The 19234-nt window shown below is 42.3% G+C and carries 24 protein-coding genes; 13 read left to right on the top strand and 11 right to left on the bottom strand.

Annotation, left to right across the window (positions count from 1 at the left end; all coding sequences use genetic code 11):
* Positions 1-133: 133 nt before the first annotated feature.
* The 4 genes from BKM01_RS05275 to BKM01_RS05255 all read right to left on the bottom strand — a co-directional run bounded on the left by BKM01_RS05275 (position 134) and on the right by BKM01_RS05255 (position 4187).
* Positions 134-862 (bottom strand): nucleotidyl transferase AbiEii/AbiGii toxin family protein, encoded by a 729-nt coding sequence (locus tag BKM01_RS05275; RefSeq protein WP_233125566.1) that lies wholly within the window; start codon positions 860-862, stop codon positions 134-136.
* Positions 863-866: 4 nt separating this feature from the next.
* On the bottom strand, positions 867-1889 hold the full coding sequence (locus BKM01_RS05270; protein WP_072358423.1) for a hypothetical protein: 1023 nt from the start codon (positions 1887-1889) through the stop codon (positions 867-869).
* 270 nt (positions 1890-2159) lie between these two features.
* Positions 2160-2744, bottom strand: coding sequence for a rubrerythrin (gene rbr / locus BKM01_RS05265; RefSeq protein WP_072358420.1), 585 nt, complete (start codon positions 2742-2744; stop codon positions 2160-2162).
* A gap of 438 nt (positions 2745-3182) precedes the next feature.
* On the bottom strand, positions 3183-4187 hold the full coding sequence (locus tag BKM01_RS05255) for a hypothetical protein (protein ID WP_072358416.1): 1005 nt from the start codon (positions 4185-4187) through the stop codon (positions 3183-3185).
* A 476-nt stretch (positions 4188-4663) separates the two neighbouring features.
* On the opposite strand from BKM01_RS05255, the gene BKM01_RS05250 reads away from it, so the two are divergent.
* From BKM01_RS05250 to BKM01_RS05210, 9 genes are all read left to right on the top strand, one after another.
* Complete coding sequence (locus tag BKM01_RS05250) at positions 4664-4912, top strand: hypothetical protein (protein WP_072358414.1); 249 nt, start codon at positions 4664-4666, stop codon at positions 4910-4912.
* 143 nt (positions 4913-5055) lie between these two features.
* Positions 5056-5565 carry a hypothetical protein gene (locus BKM01_RS05245; RefSeq protein ID WP_072358412.1) on the top strand — a complete coding sequence of 170 codons (510 nt, stop codon included), beginning with the start codon at positions 5056-5058 and terminating at the stop codon, positions 5563-5565.
* Between the two features lie 46 nt (positions 5566-5611).
* A complete protein-coding gene (locus BKM01_RS05240) occupies positions 5612-6250 on the top strand; it encodes a LysE family translocator (RefSeq protein ID WP_233125565.1) in 639 nt (212 codons plus the stop codon).
* 204 nt (positions 6251-6454) lie between these two features.
* Positions 6455-6754, top strand: coding sequence for a nucleotidyltransferase family protein (locus BKM01_RS05235; protein ID WP_072358408.1), 300 nt, complete (start codon positions 6455-6457; stop codon positions 6752-6754).
* Positions 6755-6763: 9 nt separating this feature from the next.
* Entirely contained in the window at positions 6764-7102 is a 339-nt protein-coding gene (locus BKM01_RS05230) for a HepT-like ribonuclease domain-containing protein (RefSeq protein WP_072358406.1), read from the top strand.
* Between the two features lie 294 nt (positions 7103-7396).
* A complete protein-coding gene (locus BKM01_RS11255; RefSeq protein WP_234993663.1) occupies positions 7397-7480 on the top strand; it encodes a nucleotidyltransferase family protein in 84 nt (27 codons plus the stop codon).
* Positions 7481-7787: 307 nt separating this feature from the next.
* Positions 7788-8042 carry a type II toxin-antitoxin system HicB family antitoxin gene (locus tag BKM01_RS05220; RefSeq protein WP_072358404.1) on the top strand — a complete coding sequence of 85 codons (255 nt, stop codon included), beginning with the start codon at positions 7788-7790 and terminating at the stop codon, positions 8040-8042.
* Positions 8035-8256, top strand: a complete 222-nt coding sequence (locus BKM01_RS05215) for a type II toxin-antitoxin system HicA family toxin (protein ID WP_072358402.1) — start codon at positions 8035-8037, stop codon at positions 8254-8256. Before BKM01_RS05220 ends, BKM01_RS05215 begins: the two co-directional genes overlap by 8 nt.
* A 24-nt stretch (positions 8257-8280) precedes the next feature.
* The gene (locus BKM01_RS05210) at positions 8281-8556 is read left to right on the top strand and encodes a hypothetical protein (RefSeq protein ID WP_072358400.1); all 276 of its coding nucleotides are present in this window, start codon (positions 8281-8283) and stop codon (positions 8554-8556) included.
* Between the two features lie 30 nt (positions 8557-8586).
* On the opposite strand, the gene BKM01_RS05205 is transcribed toward BKM01_RS05210, so the two are convergent.
* Positions 8587-8778 (bottom strand): DUF433 domain-containing protein, encoded by a 192-nt coding sequence (locus BKM01_RS05205; RefSeq protein WP_072358399.1) that lies wholly within the window; start codon positions 8776-8778, stop codon positions 8587-8589.
* Positions 8779-8951: 173 nt separating this feature from the next.
* Between BKM01_RS05205 and BKM01_RS05200 the strand changes: the two genes are divergently transcribed.
* Positions 8952-10397 (top strand): TrkH family potassium uptake protein, encoded by a 1446-nt coding sequence (locus BKM01_RS05200; protein WP_072358397.1) that lies wholly within the window; start codon positions 8952-8954, stop codon positions 10395-10397.
* 67 nt (positions 10398-10464) lie between these two features.
* Here the strand turns inward: BKM01_RS05200 and BKM01_RS05195 are convergent, their stop codons facing one another.
* The 3 genes from BKM01_RS05195 to BKM01_RS05185 are packed head-to-tail and all read right to left on the bottom strand — an operon-like array spanning position 10465 to position 13241.
* Entirely contained in the window at positions 10465-11781 is a 1317-nt protein-coding gene (locus BKM01_RS05195) for an MFS transporter (protein ID WP_072358395.1), read from the bottom strand.
* A 29-nt stretch (positions 11782-11810) separates the two neighbouring features.
* Positions 11811-12644 (bottom strand): MmRce1 family CPBP family CAAX prenyl protease, encoded by an 834-nt coding sequence (mmrce1, locus tag BKM01_RS05190; protein ID WP_072358393.1) that lies wholly within the window; start codon positions 12642-12644, stop codon positions 11811-11813.
* Between the two features lie 39 nt (positions 12645-12683).
* Positions 12684-13241, bottom strand: a complete 558-nt coding sequence (locus tag BKM01_RS05185) for a flavodoxin family protein (RefSeq protein ID WP_072358392.1) — start codon at positions 13239-13241, stop codon at positions 12684-12686.
* Between the two features lie 265 nt (positions 13242-13506).
* Here BKM01_RS05185 and BKM01_RS05180 point away from each other — a divergent pair, with 265 nt between their 5' ends.
* Genes BKM01_RS05180 through BKM01_RS05170 form a run of 3 tightly spaced genes read left to right on the top strand, consistent with a single transcriptional unit; the run spans position 13507 to position 16186 of the window.
* Positions 13507-15228 carry a hypothetical protein gene (locus tag BKM01_RS05180; protein WP_072358390.1) on the top strand — a complete coding sequence of 574 codons (1722 nt, stop codon included), beginning with the start codon at positions 13507-13509 and terminating at the stop codon, positions 15226-15228.
* On the top strand, positions 15225-15692 hold the full coding sequence (locus tag BKM01_RS05175; protein WP_072358388.1) for a hypothetical protein: 468 nt from the start codon (positions 15225-15227) through the stop codon (positions 15690-15692). The genes BKM01_RS05180 and BKM01_RS05175 overlap by 4 nt, the downstream gene beginning before the upstream one ends.
* Positions 15693-15700: 8 nt before the next feature.
* Positions 15701-16186: a hypothetical protein gene (locus BKM01_RS05170; RefSeq protein WP_072358386.1), complete on the top strand. Its 486-nt coding sequence runs from the start codon at positions 15701-15703 to the stop codon at positions 16184-16186.
* A 33-nt stretch (positions 16187-16219) separates the two neighbouring features.
* Here BKM01_RS05170 and BKM01_RS05165 read toward each other — a convergent pair whose 3' ends face one another.
* From BKM01_RS05165 to glmM, 3 genes are all read right to left on the bottom strand, one after another.
* Positions 16220-16570, bottom strand: a complete 351-nt coding sequence (locus BKM01_RS05165; RefSeq protein WP_072358384.1) for a nucleotidyltransferase family protein — start codon at positions 16568-16570, stop codon at positions 16220-16222.
* Positions 16571-16738: 168 nt separating this feature from the next.
* Positions 16739-17929: a bifunctional sugar-1-phosphate nucleotidylyltransferase/acetyltransferase gene (gene glmU / locus BKM01_RS05160; RefSeq protein WP_072359570.1), complete on the bottom strand. Its 1191-nt coding sequence runs from the start codon at positions 17927-17929 to the stop codon at positions 16739-16741.
* Entirely contained in the window at positions 17926-19221 is a 1296-nt protein-coding gene (gene glmM, locus BKM01_RS05155; RefSeq protein WP_084006233.1) for a phosphoglucosamine mutase, read from the bottom strand. The genes glmU and glmM overlap by 4 nt, the downstream gene beginning before the upstream one ends.
* Positions 19222-19234 lie beyond the last annotated feature (13 nt).

Raw genomic sequence — 19234 nt, 5'->3', positions numbered from 1 at the left:
CCACAAAAACAGAAGTCCGGGGGTTGTAGAATGGTAAATTTGCTTTCTACAATCTTCCGGGGTTGCTATTATTTTAAGAAGGATGGGCAGAAAGGAAATCTCCAGTGTGATTTTAGCCATTAAATGACCTTAATCAAATCAAAGAAAGTATCTGTCCAATAATCGTTTTAGCGGTGCTTTCTGGCATTCTGCCATATTTTTCGATTCCATCATCTGATTCACTTACTGATGCAAGAGATTCTTTTAGAAATGGATATGTGTTCATAAATTTACCTAAGACGGAGATTTCCACATCATTCCCACCATTATTGGGGTCAATTAATGCAAGAATATCTGCATAGTCTTTGACAAGTTTTCCGGATTCCCATTCAATATCATAACTTTTTCTTTGGGATATTCTATTATTTCGATCCCATACAGCTTTTAACTTCAGAACAATCAACGTTGCTCTGTTGGGCACTGCCATTTCAATGTTACCCCGAATTGCCCTGGTTTCAGTGTTTCCGTCAAGAATACTGAAATCTAAATACTCATGTGTCCCTTCAAAAGGAAATAGTTTTTCTCTTGTCGCAAAATCAATAATTACAGACCCTGCTTTGGTTACTTTTTTTACACTCCGGGGTTGTCCGGGCAGTCTGTATGGTACAAAATCACGCTCTTTTCGCAGATAGTAATTTAGACTATTTCGTGTACTGTTATTGGTAATGAGATCGATATCTACTGAGCCATACCAGGGGTTATATGAATCGACTGCCCATCCGCCAATTAACACGGTTGTAGGGTTATCGGTATCCTCTCTTTCATGGAGATATCTGGTAATTACACGTAATTCATCCAGTGAAAAATTAATTATTTCACTCATTTTTTCATAAGAACTCATATTTTGCAACCATTGCTTTTGTAATATCCATTGCAGAATATCCCATGCCTGCCAGATCCAGAAGTGTCTGGGAAGCGGATACGATCCGGACACCCTCTTTTTCCAGAGTGTTCTGGAAAACTTCTCTGTCAGGCCTATAGATTATCGCCTTTATACTATTTCTCGAAGAGGATTCGAATAATTCTTTAAAATAATCTATATGCTCATCATTCAGGTATAAGTAAACTGTATCATTACGTACCCCATAGCCGGTATACAAAGCCGCTGCCGTGTATGAAGTAAATCCGACTGGTATGTTGTGCTGCATCGAAAAAGCCCGGGTAATTTCCCTTGCTGCAACCATCGATTCACTGAAAGGGATCTGGATCTCGCAACGTTTAAGTTTATTTAGAGGACGCTCCCACGCAATACCATTTAGCAGTTTATCAGCATTAGAAATACTTACACGGTTGTTTTCCTTTTTCACAATATTCTGCTGAATAAGTGCCTGGGTTGTTTTGTGTGCCCAGCCGTACGATATATCTTCAAGAATTGCCAGCTGCCGGATAGAGGTTTTCTTTTCTTTCAAAAGGCGGGATACTATTTTCCATGATTTGGCCGAAGTTATTCGATGGTTGCTGGGTTTGGACTGTTTTTCAGTGGTGAGTTTAATGGACCAGGGAAGTTTTACCATGGTGATATCCAGTTGGTCCATGAGCAGTTTTTCTCGTACAGGAAAGGATTTGGCAGCAATAGCCAATTGTATTTTTTTTGGGAATGTGTTTTTGAGACAGAAATCCCGAAGAAGATTCAATTTTGCAATAACGTCTACACTGGCTTTCGATTTAATCCCAATAAAATAGATTGCATCATTTTCTTCTACAATTAGATCAGGATAGATAGGAAGATCCACCGCAATATTTTCGCTTAACGTAGTGATGTCGGTATAGAGGGATTGTGGCGAAATATCCAGGTCTTTGCGGATATGATTTTGTACGTTGTTCCAATCAGTAGTTTCTGCACTTATCATCTGTACCTATCACTATATAATGATACCTATATAAACCTATCAGTAATAGTTTCACTTTCCCGATTAGATAAATCAGGCCGGTTTTTCTCCACAAATGCAGGAGATTGCAGAGTAAGAAGTAATTCTGATTGGTCTGGCAGATATGATTAAGAGATGAAATACATTCCAGTGTGATTGCTCTTTTTCAAAAAAATAGACTAGTTCAGCGTTTTTATCACAAAAAAATTGAAGGAAAGAGGATTGCAATTTTTTGAAACCTCATTAAAACTATCAATACTCTTCGCACTTTCTCTCGAAATAGTTGTACGGATGATCACATGAAGGACATTCTTCGGGAGGTTCGGGTCCTTTGTGCACATAGCCACATTTGCGGCAGACCCATTCAACCTCTTTTTCCTTTTTGAAAACGGTCTCATTTTCCACTTCCCGGAGAAGTTTTTCAAAGCGTTCTTTGTGATGCATTTCAGCTTTGCCGATGGCTCTGAGTCTTGCTGCGATCTCAGGCAGGTTCTCGTCTTCAGCCACCTGTGCGAATTCGGGATACATGGTGGTGGTCTCGTAATCCTCACCGTTGATCGCGGCTTTTAGGTTCTCGGCGGTTGTGCCGTAGTCGTTCGGAACGTCAGCCTGAATTGCAATGTCATCGAAGGATTCCCCGCTTTCTTCTTTCAACTCATTGATCAGACGGAAACTCCATTTTGCATGCTCTCTTTCGTTTTCGGCTGTGAGGAGGAAAAGATCGGCAATTTGCTCGAAACCTTCCTTTTTAGCAACCTTGGAATAAATTGTATATCGGTTTCTGGCCTGGCTTTCGCCGACAAACGCTTTTGACAGGTTTTCTACAGTCTTTTTCATGTTTTATTTCTCCGGATTTTCCTTTTATAAATTGTTCTTTATGTGAATTGACTAATAAATATATAATGGTTTTTTAGGATCCAATTTCATCAGATTGCAGATATGGTTTTCTTGCTTACACTCAATAAACTCTTCACATCCCCATAATTTTTGCTAGCTCCTGAGAGATTTTAGGGAAAAGCCCGTGCCTTGAAGCAATGAAATGTAGCCACACAGTTGGGGTTTCCTGGTCCGGACCCTGCATTCTAAGGCAGATCACTGCCAAAGACGATTTGTAGATTTCAACTTTAACATTTTCCATGAATCTGGTGATAACACAGCCAACGGGATTTAAGGGCCATTGTGGGAACTGTAGATGTTGAAGGGGCAACATTGTTGCCTGACAAAACAAAGCCCCTAACCATCTCACATACCCGGATGGAATGTATCCACCCGTTTTCACCACGCAGAAGATGAATAATTGAATTCATACTCCTCCACGGCTGCCTCAGGCAATCCAATATCTCTGAACATCTTCTTGAACCCTGCAGTGTATGTTTCTTCAGGGATTCTTTCTCCGGCAGCAAGTTCCACATACAGATCCACGCCACCCAATTTGTCAACCTTAACAGTATAGGTTGCCTCATCTGTCTCATGAACTATTCTGTGGTTTGGGACCACGCAATTTATCTTGCCCGCAAGCCGCTCATCCTCATAAAACATAAGGGCAGTATTGCCTTCTCCGTAGGTCAATGAAAAATTTGAACTGGTGCTCATCTTTTGCAGGTCAGCATACAGGGCAGACGGTACAATGGGTCTGGCTACTTCCATTTTTGGCCGATTCTCATTTTCGATTTCTGTTTTCATTTCCTGCAGATGACTCCTGGCTGTTTGCTCATCAAACCCAAAGACTGCAATCATCCTGTCGATCATCCACCTGTCATCTGGCAGGTGCTCTACTTTAAAGGGAGAAAAGTAAGGATCCGGTCGGCTGTAGTTGAAGAAAGTAATGATTGTCTCATCCTCAGCTATAAAAAAGATCTCCATTATCTTATCTGCATTATAGTAATAGGTGCTGAATTTTAAAATATAGTCAGTACCGAGATGTTGCTCAAGTTCTGGAAGGTCATCCGGATATATGCCTGCTGAATCCTGGGGCCTTACATTGACATAGAACGGACCCTGGACCTGATAATCTGCCTCTTTTGCATTCTCCAGTATCATTTCATTATCTATATCTTCAAAGTGTTTTCCACCGGTTGTATAATAGGACGCCTGGTCACTGTCTACCAGTACAAAAAAGAACAATCCATAAACAAGAACAATCATGAAAAGCAGCACAGCCAGGCTCAAAAAAACCTTTTTCGTGCCCGAATATGTCTTGTTCATCCATACCTTCACAGTCAGCCCTACCAGAAAAACAATAAAAACAGCAACAGCAATCAATCCAAATATACCCAGCATACTGAACACTTATCCTTTTACTCTATAAAGAGCCTTCTCCTTTTCCGTTCTGCTATCATGCAAATTCCAATTTCCATTAAAAGTTGTATCATCCAGAATACCTTGTTGTCCTGCAATTATTACCCCATCTTTTTAGAGTTGCTAGATGTATACGTACATACGATGCTACGCATCGTAGATGATAGTAGAGTATGGAAGGCATGTATATGCCTGTAAAGGGGAAAACGCAGAGTCGAAAATATTTGCTGAATGTTGTATCATGTAGAATTATTGCGAATAATTTCTTTCATAAATTGCAAATTAGAGCTGATTTTGCATCAAACGATTGTTTACATGTATTCTTGACAAATTTTCCAAAATAAGCGTTCTTTTTGCATCTGAAAAGGTTTTGTGAAATCGATTGGAAGTGGTTTTTTGCTCGAAATAATGCAGATGCTGCTATATATCATCTTAATAGATATGCAAATGGTGATTCTATGAAACGCTACACAGTGGCCCTACCAGACAACTTCAAAAAGGAGATACGCAAACGCAAGATCTTCGAAACCTATATCAGAAACAATACAATCTCCGAATCTGATGCCTCCTTTTGTGAATCTATCGACTGGCATCCCGTTGACGAATTGCCCGTCAAAGACGAAGTCATTGATAGGATAAAAGAAGAAAAATCCTTTGTAAAGGTCCATGACCCATCCGACATATTCAGGTCAATTCCCCGCGACTAAAGTTTTGATCTTCCTGCCAACTTTTCCTGAATTCCCAAATAGAGCAAACGATCTGCAAAATAATTATAAAAATAATGATTATACGCTTCTGTAACCGGCCATCAGAAAGACACATAAAGGACTACCAGCCATTTTTTATTACAATGAATAATCCAGAGAACAGGGATTTCGAGATCATACCCCCAGAACCCAGGGCAGGAGATAATGTCACTATACGCGGCACATCCTCTGCAGAATCAGTGGATATAGCGATGACCTTTACCAGGACCGTGCCGGTGAAGGGCGGAAAATACAAATGTCGTATGCCTGACACAGAAGTACCAGAAAGACCCAATCGTTTAACGGTGATAGCCGAAAATGTGAAGAACCTGAAGGTCCGGGTAAAAATATTGTTATGGATGACCAGACGTGCAAGGGCTTCAGAGGGTGTGGCGGAAATCCGCGAATCCGATGTACCTTCAGGCAAATACGATATCCGCATCGAAGGTAATGCTGCAGAAGGTCAGTCTCAGGTGAACCTCACAGTCGCGGCCAGCCGGACCATAAAGGTTGAGAACGGCAGGTTTGAAGAAACCTTTCCTACCAAAACCATTCCCGCAGATGAATTTGAAGTAACGGTCGCAGAACAGACTGAAACTATCAAACTGCACTGAAATTTTCACTCCTGTAGATGGATCCTTCCGAAGATAAGAAGAGAGAATGATGTATGAAATTGCAGAATTCCTGATAACAGGGATCCTTCTTGGTTTTGCTGCAGGTATTTCTCCGGGTCCCCTGATGGCCATAACAATATCCGAAAGCCTGCAACACGGGTCAAAAGAAGGCTTCAAGGTTGCTATTTCCCCCCTGATAACAGACTTGCTGATAGTATCAGCTGTAATTTACATACTAATGCATTTCCAGCAGCAAAATTCGGTGATCGCCCTTATCAGCCTGGCAGGAGCACTCTACCTGACGCATCTGGGTATTGCTTCTCTGAGGACCAAAAACATCAGTATCGAAGTAAGTAACCTGAAGAAGGAATCCCTGAAAAAAGGCATACTGGCAAATTTTCTGAATCCCCATCCCTACCTGTTCTGGATTGCAATCGGAGGACCCATTCTCTTCAGGGCTGCTGAGGTCGACAGGCTCGCACAGGTAATGTTTGTTATCGGATTCTATGCATTGCTTGTAGGTTCAAAAGTTGTGATTGCCCTGTTTGTAGGCAAAAGCAGGGATTTCCTGAAAAGCAAGTATTATCTTCATCTATTTCGAAGTCTGGGAATTCTGTATCTCCTCTTTGCATTGTTTTTCATACAACAGGGACTGGTATTGCTGGGATTGCATATCTGGCGGTAAAGAGTTGCAAGTACGGAGCAAGTTCCTGGACGAGGAGAGAGGCAAAATCGGGCTATTATCCCTCAGCCGTACACAAATTAATTATACACTGCAATCAAGGTAGATCTGGGTGTCAATTAATAAGTGGTCAGACAATGCCAACCAAAGCAATAATATAAAAAGACCCTCCAAAATGTGTACCAAAGATCTCATAAGGGAATCAATATGATCAAAAGGGATATTATTCTGGGAAGACTGGATGAGCTGCTTCCGGAATTGAAAAAGAACTATAAAGTAAAGGAAATAGGTCTTTTTGGGTCGGTAGTGAGGAATGAATACAAAACCGGCAGCGATATTGACTTCCTTGTTGAGTTTGAGAAAGGTGCGGACCTTTTTGATCTCGCAGCTCTTGGAATTTTTCTTGAAGACGAGTTCGGGTCAAAGGTAGATATCATCTCGAAACGTGCCGTAAGGGATGAATTGAAAAGCAGGATTTTTTCAGAAGTGGTTTATGCGCATGCATGAGGTGGTTTCATGCGTGAGTACAGGTTGTTTTTAACTGATATTGTTGAAGCGATTGATGAAATTGAAGATTTCACTTCAGGGATGGACTTCACTGATTTTCTTAACGATAGGAAAACCCAGAAGGCAGTTGTGAAGAATATCGAAATCATCGGTGAGGCCGCTAAGAATGTGCCGGATGAGATAAAGGCAAGTTATCCTGACATTCCGTGGCGGGTGATTGTCGGTATGCGGGACCGCTTAGCTCATGGTTATTTCGGAATCGATTATTTGATTGTGTGGGATGTTGTTGGCAATCGTCTGATTGGTTTAAGGAATGCTATCCGGGCAATTCTGGTTGAGATAAATTGAGCAGGAAAAAACTTTACCCATCATACCGGAAATCAGGCGCTGACATACTCCCACGCCTAAAGTCCGTGAGTTTCCTGTTTAATATTATCGTGATTTTGGAGTGGGCCGTATTACTTATTTATAATTACAAACTAATTTCCAACTATGTTTGAAGAGCTCGACCCTTGAGAAATTATGTGTGAGTTAAGAGCAATAAGGGAAGAAAAAGTCCCACCAAAATTGGATGAAATCAAACTCCTGATCAAAGAACACCGGGGAGAGATCAGGTAGGAGTACAAAGCCGAAGTTGTCGGAATCTTCGGATCCTATGCCAGGGGAGAAGAAAAGCCGGGAAGTGATGTTGATGTACTGGTTGATTTTGATAGCCACCCTGTTTGACCTTGTGGGGCTTGGCGACTATCTTGAGGACCTGCTCGGATTGCCTGTAGACGTGGTGTCAAAACGAGCCCTACACCCCAGGATGCAAGATGATATCCTGAAAGAGATGGTGGTTTTATGAGAGTTCTTTATTTTAGAACTCAGAGATGATCGATGCATTCCTTTCCATTGATGAGTATCAGTTTTTCCTGATAAGCAGTAAACTCAAAAGGCAAACTGTCGTAAGGAGAGGATAATTACTAAATATCTGAAATAAACAATGCTATATACAATCCCAAAAGTGATAATTGCTTGAGATGATAAGTCGATGTTGATCGAATATATACAGGCAGCCCTTGACAGAGCCAAATATGAGATAATTGAAGATGAAGAGGAGCCTTACTATGGAGAAATACCTGAACTGGAAGGAGTCTGGGCAACAGGTACGTCCCTTGAAGAATGCCGTAAGAATCTGGAGGAAATCATAGAGGAGTGGCTCATTTTAAGATTGCGTAGAAATCTCCCCATTCCACCCCTTGGCAACCATACAATAGACGATCTCGGAGAATTTGCCGTTGCCTAAGCTAAATCCTGTAGACTGGAGAATCCTTGTAAAAAGACTCAGAGAATTGGGTTTTGAGGGGCCCTATTCCGGAGGAAAGCATCCGTTTATGGTAAAAGGCGATCTTGTTTTAACCATACCAAATCCACACAAAGGGAAAATTGGTGTGGCTTTACTAAAAAAGATTCTTAAACAGGCCAAAATCCCCAGGGACAAATGGCTTGAAACAAATTAAATTAGGGGATGTGTATTTTCTATTATGGAGATTGCAATCTCAGACGATGCAATACCTGTTGTAAAAGAGTCACTGGGAAGGGAGATTCTTCTGCTGCGGGCAAAGATACGTCTGGCAGAAAAAGAAATTGCTGTTTTTGAAGACAGGTACAACATGCCGTCGTCTTTATTCCACAAGAAATTTGAAAACGGTGACCTTGGTGATTCCCGTAACTATTTTGAATGGTGGGGATTGTTGACGGGTCTTGGAACTCTTAGAAAACAATTAGATCAGGCACAATCGGTGAGTTCAAATTTGTAATTTCTGAGTGTGCCTATAATATGTTCTTCCTTAAGAAACATATCTTACTACTGCAAGAATATCTTCTTTTTCAAGTTGGGGATAGTTTTCCAGAATACCATCAAATGTCCAGTTGCTTTCCAGAAGTTCTATTATAAAATCTACGGATATCCTGGTTCCTTTAATTGCAGGTTTGCCTGCACAAATATCTTGAATGATAACTATCCTATCACTGATGACCATTTTTACCTTATTACAAATTTCATTTCTCTTTATTTAAAACCTAACCAACATCAACTACTCCCCCTGACAAAAGAGATAGTGACACTCCATCAAAACAACCATTACAGCGTTATATTATATAGGCAAATAATTATTAACATAGAGGAAGACTAAATTCAAGGTGTACTATCAACATGAGTGGATTAAGGATTAACGTAGTTCTTGGCGCCATAGGTTCTATCCTGTGGATCATTGGTATTTTAATGATTATCCCATTCATGGTAGCCGTTTACTACGGAGAACATCTTTTTCCTTTTTCCCTTTCCCTGACAATCACCCTCCTGATTGCATTCATTTTTTCACTGTTGCTCACAGAGGAAAAAGGCGAATGGAACATGAGAGAGGGTTTCATGATCGTAGCTCTGGGCTGGCTTACCGCTGCGATCTTTTCTTCAATGCCCTACATCTTTGAAGGTACACCCCCGATTAATGCCCTTTTTGAAGCCATGTCAGGAGTAACTGCAACCGGTGCTACCGCTCTTGCAGATATTGAAAGTTATAGTAAAAGCCTCCTGTTCTGGAGGGCAATGACCCAATGGGTAGGTGGAATGGGTATCATTGTTCTCTTTATAGTGATCCTGCCAAAACTCGGGGTTGCGGGCAGGCAGATGTTTCGTGCAGAAGTCCCGGGCCTCAAAGAAGAACAACTGCGCCCCAGGATCAGAGAAACCGCAACTCTGCTCTGGTTTGTTTATATAGGATTGTCAATTCTCGAATTCATCTTACTGTATTTCGCAGGACTGAATGCTTACGATGCCATAACCCATACCTTCACTTCCATATCATGTGCAGGGTTCTCGACATATTCAGACAGTATAGCAGCTTTTAATAATTCCACCGTAGAAGGAATCTTCGTAATTTTCATGATCCTGGGCGGAGCCAACATTGCCCTGCATTACAAAACCATTTTTTCTGACAGGACAAGTCTGGTAAAAGATGAAGAGTTCCGGTTCTACCTGATTATTATTTTACTTGCAACCGTGGTCCTGGCATATACCCTCACCAGAGGTGAAGTATACGCATTTACTGATTCTTTCAGATACAGTATCTTCCATGTAGTATCCATACTGACAACCACGGGTTATGCTACTGTGGATTTTAACATGTGGCCGGACTCCTCCCGTTTTATCCTGTTTTTACTGATGTTTATTGGAGGATGTGCAGGTTCAACTTCCGGCGGAATGAAAGTAGTACGTGTATTGCTACTGATGAAATATGCAGATAATGTACTTTTTAAAACAATTCACACAAAAGCGATCAGACCCATTCGATTCAACCATAGAAGAATCCCCGAAGAGATCATGCATGCCATCGTTTCTTTTTTGATCATCTATTTCATGATTTTTATTGCAAGTGCAACACTGCTTTCCCTGATGGGAGTGGATTTTGTCACCACTCTCAGTGCTTCGATCGCAACCCTGGGGAATGTGGGACCGGGACTTGGGCTTGTGGGACCCATGGGCAATTTCGGAAATCTTCCGGACCCCGGGATGCTGATCCTTACTGCAAATATGTGGATCGGAAGACTCGAGGTTTTTACAGTAATGGTACTTCTTACACCTGCTTTCTGGAAACACTGAAAAAACAGTGGATTTGCTTTTTGCCTGTCTTTGGGAAAGGGCACTTTCCCCATTCCCAGTTTTGAGATTATAATTGCAAAGGCACTACATTATTTTGCTTTTCGACATCTTCCAGCCCTTTTATCCGGCTATTCTTCCAGATGAACAGAGAAATTACCGAAATCATCAGCCCGGATGCAATGAACATTAAAGCAATTCCCCTGCCAGCTCCGGTTCCTATAAGGGAGCCAATAGAATCCGCAAGCATACCGTCTGGTTTTAGCAGGGGATCGAATACATAATCTGCCAGAAAACCTGCTACAGCAAAAGCAAGTATCGAACCAACATAGGTTGTCGTTGAGATGATTGACCAGACTCGCCCCTGTTTTTGATTATCAATATTTGTCCTGATCAAAACCTCGATCGGGGTGTTTATGAAAGGCAGCATTGCAAAGAACAAAAAGCCCGCCAGGGTAATCAGGATTATATTTGCTGAGAAACCCAGCCCTGCAAAGAATAAACCTGACAGGAAAAGAGCAATCGACAACATTGTCACATGGCCGCTCCTGCTTCCAAATATCCCGATAAAGAGACTTCCAATTATCATTCCCGATGCACAGAGTGACTGGGAGATTCCCACAGTTTTAACTGATTCCAAGTTCAGCAGCATTGGGACAAAGAGAGATTGGAGCAGGCCAACAAAAAAGAGTACTATCATGGTGGTAATTACAAGATGCACCACACCTTTATTCTTGGAAAACTCCTGGAAACCTTCTTTAAACTCTTCCATGAAATTTGTTTCCTGACGTTTAACAGGAATTTCACCCAGGACTTTTCTGATCCAGATCACAATGAAACTGGCTATCAGGAGGGTGGAAACATCGATCAGGAATATGAATTTGATATCTAATAAAGAAAGCAATACACCGGCCAGAAATGGAGATAGCAGATACTGGGCCGAACTTGCCAGCTGCATCAGTCCGCTTGCTTTAGCATACTGGTCCCTGGTCAAAAGATCAGTGACAAGTGCCTTGTAGGCTGGTTCCTGAAAAGCTGCAAAAATGGAACTTACAGAGATACCCAGATAGACCTGCCAGAGTTCTATATTGCCTTTAACCATCATGAAAAAGATGAAAAGGAGGCCCAGGGTTGAACCAAGATCTCCAAACACCATCATTATGCGTCGATCATGGCGATCGGCCAGTATACCACCGTAGGGTTTCAGTAATATAGGAGGCAGGAATGCACACATCAGGATAAAGACGTAACTTGAAGCCGTACCCGTTAGCTGGTATACATATACGCCCAGTGCAAAAATCGTAAGGCCGGTTCCGATTATTGATATGAACTGGCCAAACCAGATATAGAGAAATTTGGAATACTGATCCTGGAAATTATCCGTCATCCTATTACCATTCTTTATTTTGTGAATTTTCAGATACTTCTTTTTCCAAGATGGGCTCTGGAAAAGAACATTTCCCTGTCATATGCAATCAGCACAATAGTTACAATGAGAAGAACTGCAGTTTGAATACATTTCGTGGTTTGGGTTATATCCAGTATCTCCTGGGACATATTCACGATAAAATGGAAAACAATTGCAGCAATGATACTTTTGCCGTTCTTGATACATATCCAGCTGATTATCATTCCCAGGGGTATGATGCTGACAAAGAAGTTCAAACCGTACCAGAAACTTTCCTGGAATATCTCATACTGATAGGAATTGTTCACAAATATCAGCGGGAAGTGCCAGAGGGACCAGAGTACACTGAAAATGACTGATGCCTTGAAATAGGTGTGTCGGCTCTGCAGACTGTCAAAAGCATAGCCTCGCCATCCCAGTTCCTCAAAACCCGCTGCAAGTAAAAGAAGCAGCAGAACAGGAACAAAGCCAGTCGAGAAAGAGAAACCTTCAGCCAGCTGAAATTGTGACATCGATCCTCCGAAGAACAGGGAAATAAAAATAGATACCACAACTGACAGAGGCATTAGAAGGAAGAAAACAGGCAAAATCCCCGGCCGTATTAATCTGATATTCGTCAACCTGTTAACAAAATCCCTTTTAAGATCTGCATTTTTAGATCTGAAAATCATAACAAGCGATATCAGAAAAGGCGCCATAAGCCCGGGGAGCATTAGAAGCATATACAGACCGCTCAGCTCATCCTGAAAACTTGCATAGGCTCCCGAAAACCAGAGAATATAGGTTACGATAAAAGTTGAAAGATAATAAATCCCTGGTTTGTAATTGTAGTTAGGTATCATTTGCTATTCCCCGTATCTTCCTTGTTTTACGTTTTATCTTTATTCAAACAAAGTTTTTCCAGAGACTTTTGCTTCATCCATTAATTCAGTGTTACTTTTCACTGCACCCGGTTCATAATAACCGGCAGCAAGCAATGTATTCTTATTTTCCATTCCGAAAAACTGGTTCATCAGTCCACCGAATTCATCAAATACCGGTTTGTACTGGTCCTTTTCAGGAAATCCCTGAGAACCCACCAATACAAGTTTCTTACCGGCATTGATACGTGGAGAAAAATCAGGGTTGATAAGAGAGTAGAACCGGTCTATGAATGAACGTGCCTGACCCGTGAACTGGCCGAAATAGATGGGTGAGCCAAAAACAATACCATAAGCATCTATGATTGCGTCCAGAGCCTTTTCCATATCATCATCAAGTTTGCATCTTTCATGGGCTTTACAGTAGCCACATGCCTGACATCCCGTAAAATTCATTTCATTGATATTGAATTTTCTGACATCTGCACCGGCTTCAGAAGATCCGTCAAGAACTTGCTGTACGAGGACATCTGTATTACCGCCCTTACGGGGACTGCCTACAAAACCTACCACTTTCATTGTTTTCACACCTGTTTGTATTAATGGATTATTTTCAGTTCCTTGGTGGAACCTTATTCGATGTATAGGCAATAGGCTATATATACATAAACCTTTCTATTTTTAGTCATGTTTTTCTTTTAAGTTGCTTTTAAATTCTGCAATCCACAGTCATCCCCTGCTAAAATCAGAATTGCTATCATGTATACTCAATGATTATTTAATGCTATTAAATTAAAATATTGCTACTGTTAATATGTATATATTAATTGAGCATAGTTCCTATATGAAAATCTTCAATATAATATTTATAGGTTTATTTTTAATTTGCATTACAGGCACAGTAGCAGCCGAATATTCCAATTCTGCAGCAGAGGATCACGAAGCTCTGGTAATCGAGATTGCACAGGAGCTTGAAACCACAATGGATAATGGAGGGGTATGGTATGAGGGGGCCGATGACAGATTGGGGCTTTTGTATGCCATTGATAACCGCCATGCTATCGAAGGCGAAATGCAATCCCTCGATTACTGGTCTGTGGATGAACGGGTTGTGATTGGTGAATTCCCAAACCAGATGGTATCAAGTACAGCTGAAATCAAAGCTCCTGGGCCGGATGGAAAAACTATCTACATAACAGTTGACGGCTACAACCTGCCTGCAGAAGAAATTCGTCCGGTGTCGGAATGGGTATTCAATGAACTTGTGAGACTTTCTGTGGAAAGTGGAGCTATAGGAGAAGGTGCAGGAACATCAAGCGATGTGCCATCTGTAGATAATAGTGAAAGTGCACCTGTTGAATCCTCAGAACAGATCGAGGAAGAAGAGATAATTGACAGTTCACCTTCAACAGGAGATGAAGCGCCGCCAGCAGTTGAATCCCTGGAAATTGATATTGAGCAGATCGAAGATTACATGGATATCCTTGAGGAAGAAAATGTAGTTGATGTCAAAGGTACCGTCTCAATTGAGGATATCTCCAGAGAAGATGTGTTGCAGTACCAGCAGATTATGGGTACTTACCTGCTGGACGATAATTTCATGGCCGAAATGCAGACTTATTCCGCAGGTGTCAATGCATTAAGAAATGGTTTTGAATATGCAGGTGAAATACCGGCTCAGGAAATAGATGTATCCTCTGAGCAGGACCCTGTTCTGAATGATGAACTCATTAAAGGTACCTTTGAGGATGATTTTACGATTAGCAGCGACGGAGAAGTATCCCTGCAACGTGAAGAGAGATATGAAGGTGAAGAAAAAGTGGCGGCAAAGGTACAGGAGGTCCTGCAAAAGGACGAACTTTCAAAAGATGACAAGGACTTGATTAAAAATATCAAATCCGGCCAGCAGGCTGCATCTTATTTTTCTGAAGATTTCAGGAATTCAAACTTTGCCAAACTTATAGATGATGTAGATAAACTGAACATGGTCAAAGAAAAAGTTGAAGAAATCAATCAGGTAGCTGATGATACAAAGAAATTGAGCCAGCTTAAGGGTTCAGCTGGTACGACCACAAAAGCTCTTTATGGGCTTGCCAAGGCTGGCCAAAAGCTAGGAGGCGATATTCCTGTAGTTGGTAAATTGGTCGAAAAAGGTTCAGAAGTAGTTGAAAAGACAGTCATGGTTATGCCTGAAATAGATGATGCTGTTTCAAACAGTGATTTCAGACAGGGCCAGATTACCAGCGGTGCTATTGGTACAAAAACCCCTAATGCATTCCTAGATAGGTATGGGGAAAGAATTAAAACTGACGATGGACCTGTTTACAATTTCAAATACAAGGACGACAAAGGGGATGAAAAAACCCTTTCACCGGATTACTGGGTAAAATCCTCCATAAAGGGTCAGACCTACTACATACCGACAGATTTTGAAGGCAATCCTATAGGCGATGTGGCTATAATGGATAAAGCTTCCTGGAAGCCCTGGACCTGGGATAACTGCCAGGTTGTGAAATATTCCAATCCTTCCGTTGTTTATAATGACGGGGAGGTGTATGACTTATGATAAAAAAAATCATTGCAGGCATATTTGTCCTTTTCATCCTGCTCTTGTTTATGGGCGGAGATGATGGTAGTGAATCATCACCTGGTATAGATATCGATGATTGGGGCCCTGTTGCTGATAGCACTTCTTCTGAATACAGGGGCCAGAGTATGAAGATCTACGAGACCCTTGCTTTCAGTGGTTTTGAAAAAGCCAGTGTGGAGGTCACCGATAATTATGTGTTCATGGCTTATGATCAACCTCCTGTTCGTTCACAGGTCGATTCACTTCTTTCCTGGTTTTATATGATGGGTACAGCTGCAGAATTGGCTCCCCATACAGAAAAGATTGTGATTCATATGTATTCGGATGAGGAGCCTCTCTATGAGGTAGAAGCATATACTACCGACGTACAATCCCTACTGAATTATGAGATAGATATGGACGAGTTCCGTTCAAAAGTGGTTGTTAAATCAATTGTATGAGGGATTGTATGGGATTGTTAGACAGGGTTTTGGACGTTGTTACGGTTGGCCTTGACAAAATCATTGACGATAAGGCTGTCAATCACAGGAGAGTAATAGAACAGGGTCTTGAAATTAAAGGAAACTGGCAAACCGGGGAAATATTCCTTCTGGGAAATCCCCTTTCCTCTGAAGTACTGGAAAAAACCGGTAGCGAGTATGAAACCTTTAGCTGGGGAGATACTTCGGAAAAATCCCGGATGACAGCACTTACAATCCTGCTGTGGTTTCTGGAAGAAAGGGAAGCTTATGATTATCTGGATGCTTTTCTTAGAGATTTTGTCGCCAGGTTACCCAGACAGGATTTCGAACAGAATTTTGGTTATGAGTTCTGGAGAAATGATATACTTTCTAATAGGGGAAGAAAACTCACTTCAGATAAGTATCATCAGGCAGACCTGCATGGTGGTTACTATCTGGGAGACGATGATGCAGATGATGGAGGCGATGATTGAGGATACTCTTCACAAAATGCAGAAAAAATTGAATTATTCTTCACAATACAATTTTTGCAAATCTTCCTGAACATGAGGAGCAATATAGGCACTCAATGAATTTTCGGTAACCATATCAACTTTTGTCCCGAGCAAATCTTCCAGTTCATTTTCCATTCTTATGTGATCAAACAAACTTTTCATTTCAGAAAACCTCACAAGCAGATCAATATCACTATCTCTGGTTTGTTCTCCTCTGGAAAAGGAGCCAAAAAGACCCAGAAAAGCAATATCATTGCGTTGACAAAATGTTATGAGTTGCTCACCCACACTTTTTTCGAGGTTCAGAACCTGTACAAGTTCAAATGGATCATTGATCCGATGAGAATTTTCTTTGACTTCCATGTTCACTCAATATTTAAGTTACTATAATAGATATATTTTGTCAACTACTTTTCTTCATCACGGAAAGGGTATTTTGATCTGTAGTTCTCACAGCCTTGAGAAAGCCTACATACCTCAAAAAATAGTCAGATCTAACTATAGTCAAATTCAACTACTCTTTTTGATCGCTTACTTCACCACTTCCCCCAACCCCGTACACCTATCCGTTTTAAGCACACAACCCACATTGATACAGGTATTGATGCCGGTATGCACATTATCCCCCATTATCACACCGAGTTTACGCCTACCTGAATCAACCTTTTCCCCCTTGACCATGACCCGGATAGTGCGCCCGTCATGCCTGAGATTGGCAACCTTGGTCCCGGCTCCGAAATTACAATCCCGGCCGATCACGCTATCACCCACATAACTCAGGTGTCCGATATTGGTATTATTCATAACCACGCAATTCTTGATCTCCACTGCATTGCCGATACGCACATTATCCCCTATGGCAGTGGATGGCCGGATAAAACAGTTCGGTCCTATATCACAGTTCTTTCCAATGATCACAGGACCGATGATGTAGGCACCATTACGGATAATCGTACCTTCTCCCAAAACCACCTCTCCTTTTAGAGTAGCATTGGGTTCCACTTCTGCCTCAATATTGCCGGTAAGCCCGGCCAACACATGCTTGTTGGCAGTGAGCAGATCCCAGGGTCTGCCGATATCGATCCATGCGTCCCTGAATACTTCATAACCCACAATGGCACCGGAATCGATCAGCATCTGTATGGAATCCGTGATCTCAATCTCCCCGCGAGGTGATTCAGGAGTTCTGTGGATATAATCAAAAATTGATCGGGGAAACAGATAGATTCCCGCATTGGCCAGATTGGTCGGAGGGTTTTCGGGTTTTTCCACAATTTGAGTCACTTTTTCCCCGGCAGTACAAACAACTCCAAAATTACAGGGATTTTCCACTTCCTTAACTGTCAGGACAGCATCTTCTGCCCTGTCGATCAAATTTTTAATCTGGACAGAACTTATCAGCATATCCCCGTTAAGCACAATGAACCTGTCATCCACATACTCTTCAGCACATCCGATGGCATGTCCCGTCCCGTTCTGTTCTTCCTGGAGAACGTAATCGATACTCACATTTTTCTGCGAACCGTCTCCAAAATAGTCCTTTATACAATCCTCCATATAACCGGTAACTATCACAAATTCCCGGATACCGGCAGCCATTGCCTCATCAATGATATGTTCCAAAATAGGTTTGTTCCCGATGGGCAGCATTACCTTGGGTCGCCTATCCGTTAAAGGACGCATTCTTGTCCCCTGCCCCGCTGCCAGAATAACCGCTTTCACTGTATTGCACCCCTTGCAATACATACTGCTTCACCAAACAAATCATCCACATCCTTCCTGGCCTCGGCAGTGATCCGGATCTTGGATTCGGTACCTGAAGGCCGCACAAGCACCCAGCCATCCTCCAGATCCACCCGAACTCCATCAATGGTAGTAACATCTCCCATCATTTCCAGGGATTGTTTGATCTGCTGCATCGCCTGTTCCTTCCTGTCCTCGGGACATTCGATCGTACCTCTGAGGGTGGGATAATGAGGCAGATCCGCAACCATCTTTGATAACGAGCTGTCTGCAATCAAATTCACAATGCGGGCTGCTGCATAGATACCATCGGGACAATACGATACGTCCGGGAAAATCCAGCTGCCTGAAGGCTCGCCTCCAAAATAAGCACCTGAAGCCTTGATCTGTTCTGCCACATATATATCCCCAACCCTGCAGCGCAGCACCTCGGTATCCCCAAGCGCATCATCCACTATCATGGAAGTATCCACAGGCACCACAACTTTTTCCTGTTTGTCCTGCAGGGCAAACAGGGCAAGCAATTCATCCCCCGAGACAAAATTACCCTGCTCATCCACAACCATCATTCGATCCGCATCACCGTCATGCGCAATCCCGATATCCGCCTCAAACGCCACCACTGCCTTGATCAGTTGACCCAGGTTTTTTTCCACTGGTTCGGGATTGCGTGCCGGGAAATATCCATCCGGCTGGCAGTTCAATGTAATTACCTCGCAACCCAGTTTCCGGAGTAGATAAGGAGTGATTGTACTTCCAGCCCCGCAACCACAGTCCACAACCACACGTTTGTGAGAAGATTGCATCTTGCTCAAGATTGCATTGCAGTGCCGCTCAACAAAACCTTCCTCATACTTCACAGCCCCCACTTCATTCCAGACAACGGTTGCATACTCGTTATTCTCAATAATATGTTCAATCCGTTTTTGCTGCTGCGAATCAAAAGCCATGCCATCGGGATTCCATAACTTGATCCCCACATCTTCTGCAGGGTTATGGGAAGCCGTGATCATAATCCCGCAATCATAATCCGCGGTGGCAAAAGCCAGAGTGGGTGTACTCATCAATCCTCCCAGGGTTACTTCACAGCCGGTGGCAGACAGTCCTGCGATCAAGGCCTGCTCAATCATATCCGCCGAGATACGGGGATCCTTACCGACCACAACCGAATCGGCAACTGTACCCACGGCCATACCCACATTCAATGCCAGTTCGGGACCGATTACCTTATTGGCCGGTCCCCTGATTCCCGATGATCCGAAAAGTTTCAATTCATACACTCCT

The organism is Methanohalophilus portucalensis (assembly GCF_002761295.1).
Lineage (GTDB): Archaea > Halobacteriota > Methanosarcinia > Methanosarcinales > Methanosarcinaceae > Methanohalophilus > Methanohalophilus portucalensis.
Note: the sequence above shows the minus strand (reverse complement) of the source record. Positions and strands in the feature narration are given on the sequence as shown.

Coding starts and splice junctions, on each gene's coding strand:
- BKM01_RS05185 (WP_072358392.1), bottom strand. CDS start 13,241: ATGAAAGTGGTAGGTTTTGTAGGCAGTCCCCGTAAGGGCGGTAATACA.
- BKM01_RS05230 (WP_072358406.1), top strand. CDS start 6,764: ATGCGTGAGTACAGGTTGTTTTTAACTGATATTGTTGAAGCGATTGAT.
- BKM01_RS05270 (WP_072358423.1), bottom strand. CDS start 1,889: ATGATAAGTGCAGAAACTACTGATTGGAACAACGTACAAAATCATATC.
- BKM01_RS05170 (WP_072358386.1), top strand. CDS start 15,701: ATGGGATTGTTAGACAGGGTTTTGGACGTTGTTACGGTTGGCCTTGAC.
- BKM01_RS05210 (WP_072358400.1), top strand. CDS start 8,281: ATGGAGATTGCAATCTCAGACGATGCAATACCTGTTGTAAAAGAGTCA.
- BKM01_RS05180 (WP_072358390.1), top strand. CDS start 13,507: ATGAAAATCTTCAATATAATATTTATAGGTTTATTTTTAATTTGCATT.
- rbr (WP_072358420.1), bottom strand. CDS start 2,744: ATGAAAAAGACTGTAGAAAACCTGTCAAAAGCGTTTGTCGGCGAAAGC.
- BKM01_RS05250 (WP_072358414.1), top strand. CDS start 4,664: ATGAAACGCTACACAGTGGCCCTACCAGACAACTTCAAAAAGGAGATA.
- BKM01_RS05255 (WP_072358416.1), bottom strand. CDS start 4,187: ATGCTGGGTATATTTGGATTGATTGCTGTTGCTGTTTTTATTGTTTTT.
- BKM01_RS05205 (WP_072358399.1), bottom strand. CDS start 8,778: ATGGTCATCAGTGATAGGATAGTTATCATTCAAGATATTTGTGCAGGC.
- BKM01_RS05240 (WP_233125565.1), top strand. CDS start 5,612: ATGATGTATGAAATTGCAGAATTCCTGATAACAGGGATCCTTCTTGGT.
- BKM01_RS05200 (WP_072358397.1), top strand. CDS start 8,952: ATGAGTGGATTAAGGATTAACGTAGTTCTTGGCGCCATAGGTTCTATC.
- BKM01_RS05220 (WP_072358404.1), top strand. CDS start 7,788: ATGTTGATCGAATATATACAGGCAGCCCTTGACAGAGCCAAATATGAG.
- mmrce1 (WP_072358393.1), bottom strand. CDS start 12,644: ATGATACCTAACTACAATTACAAACCAGGGATTTATTATCTTTCAACT.
- BKM01_RS05195 (WP_072358395.1), bottom strand. CDS start 11,781: ATGACGGATAATTTCCAGGATCAGTATTCCAAATTTCTCTATATCTGG.
- BKM01_RS05245 (WP_072358412.1), top strand. CDS start 5,056: ATGAATAATCCAGAGAACAGGGATTTCGAGATCATACCCCCAGAACCC.
- BKM01_RS05175 (WP_072358388.1), top strand. CDS start 15,225: ATGATAAAAAAAATCATTGCAGGCATATTTGTCCTTTTCATCCTGCTC.
- BKM01_RS05165 (WP_072358384.1), bottom strand. CDS start 16,570: ATGGAAGTCAAAGAAAATTCTCATCGGATCAATGATCCATTTGAACTT.
- BKM01_RS05275 (WP_233125566.1), bottom strand. CDS start 862: ATGAGTGAAATAATTAATTTTTCACTGGATGAATTACGTGTAATTACC.
- BKM01_RS05235 (WP_072358408.1), top strand. CDS start 6,455: ATGATCAAAAGGGATATTATTCTGGGAAGACTGGATGAGCTGCTTCCG.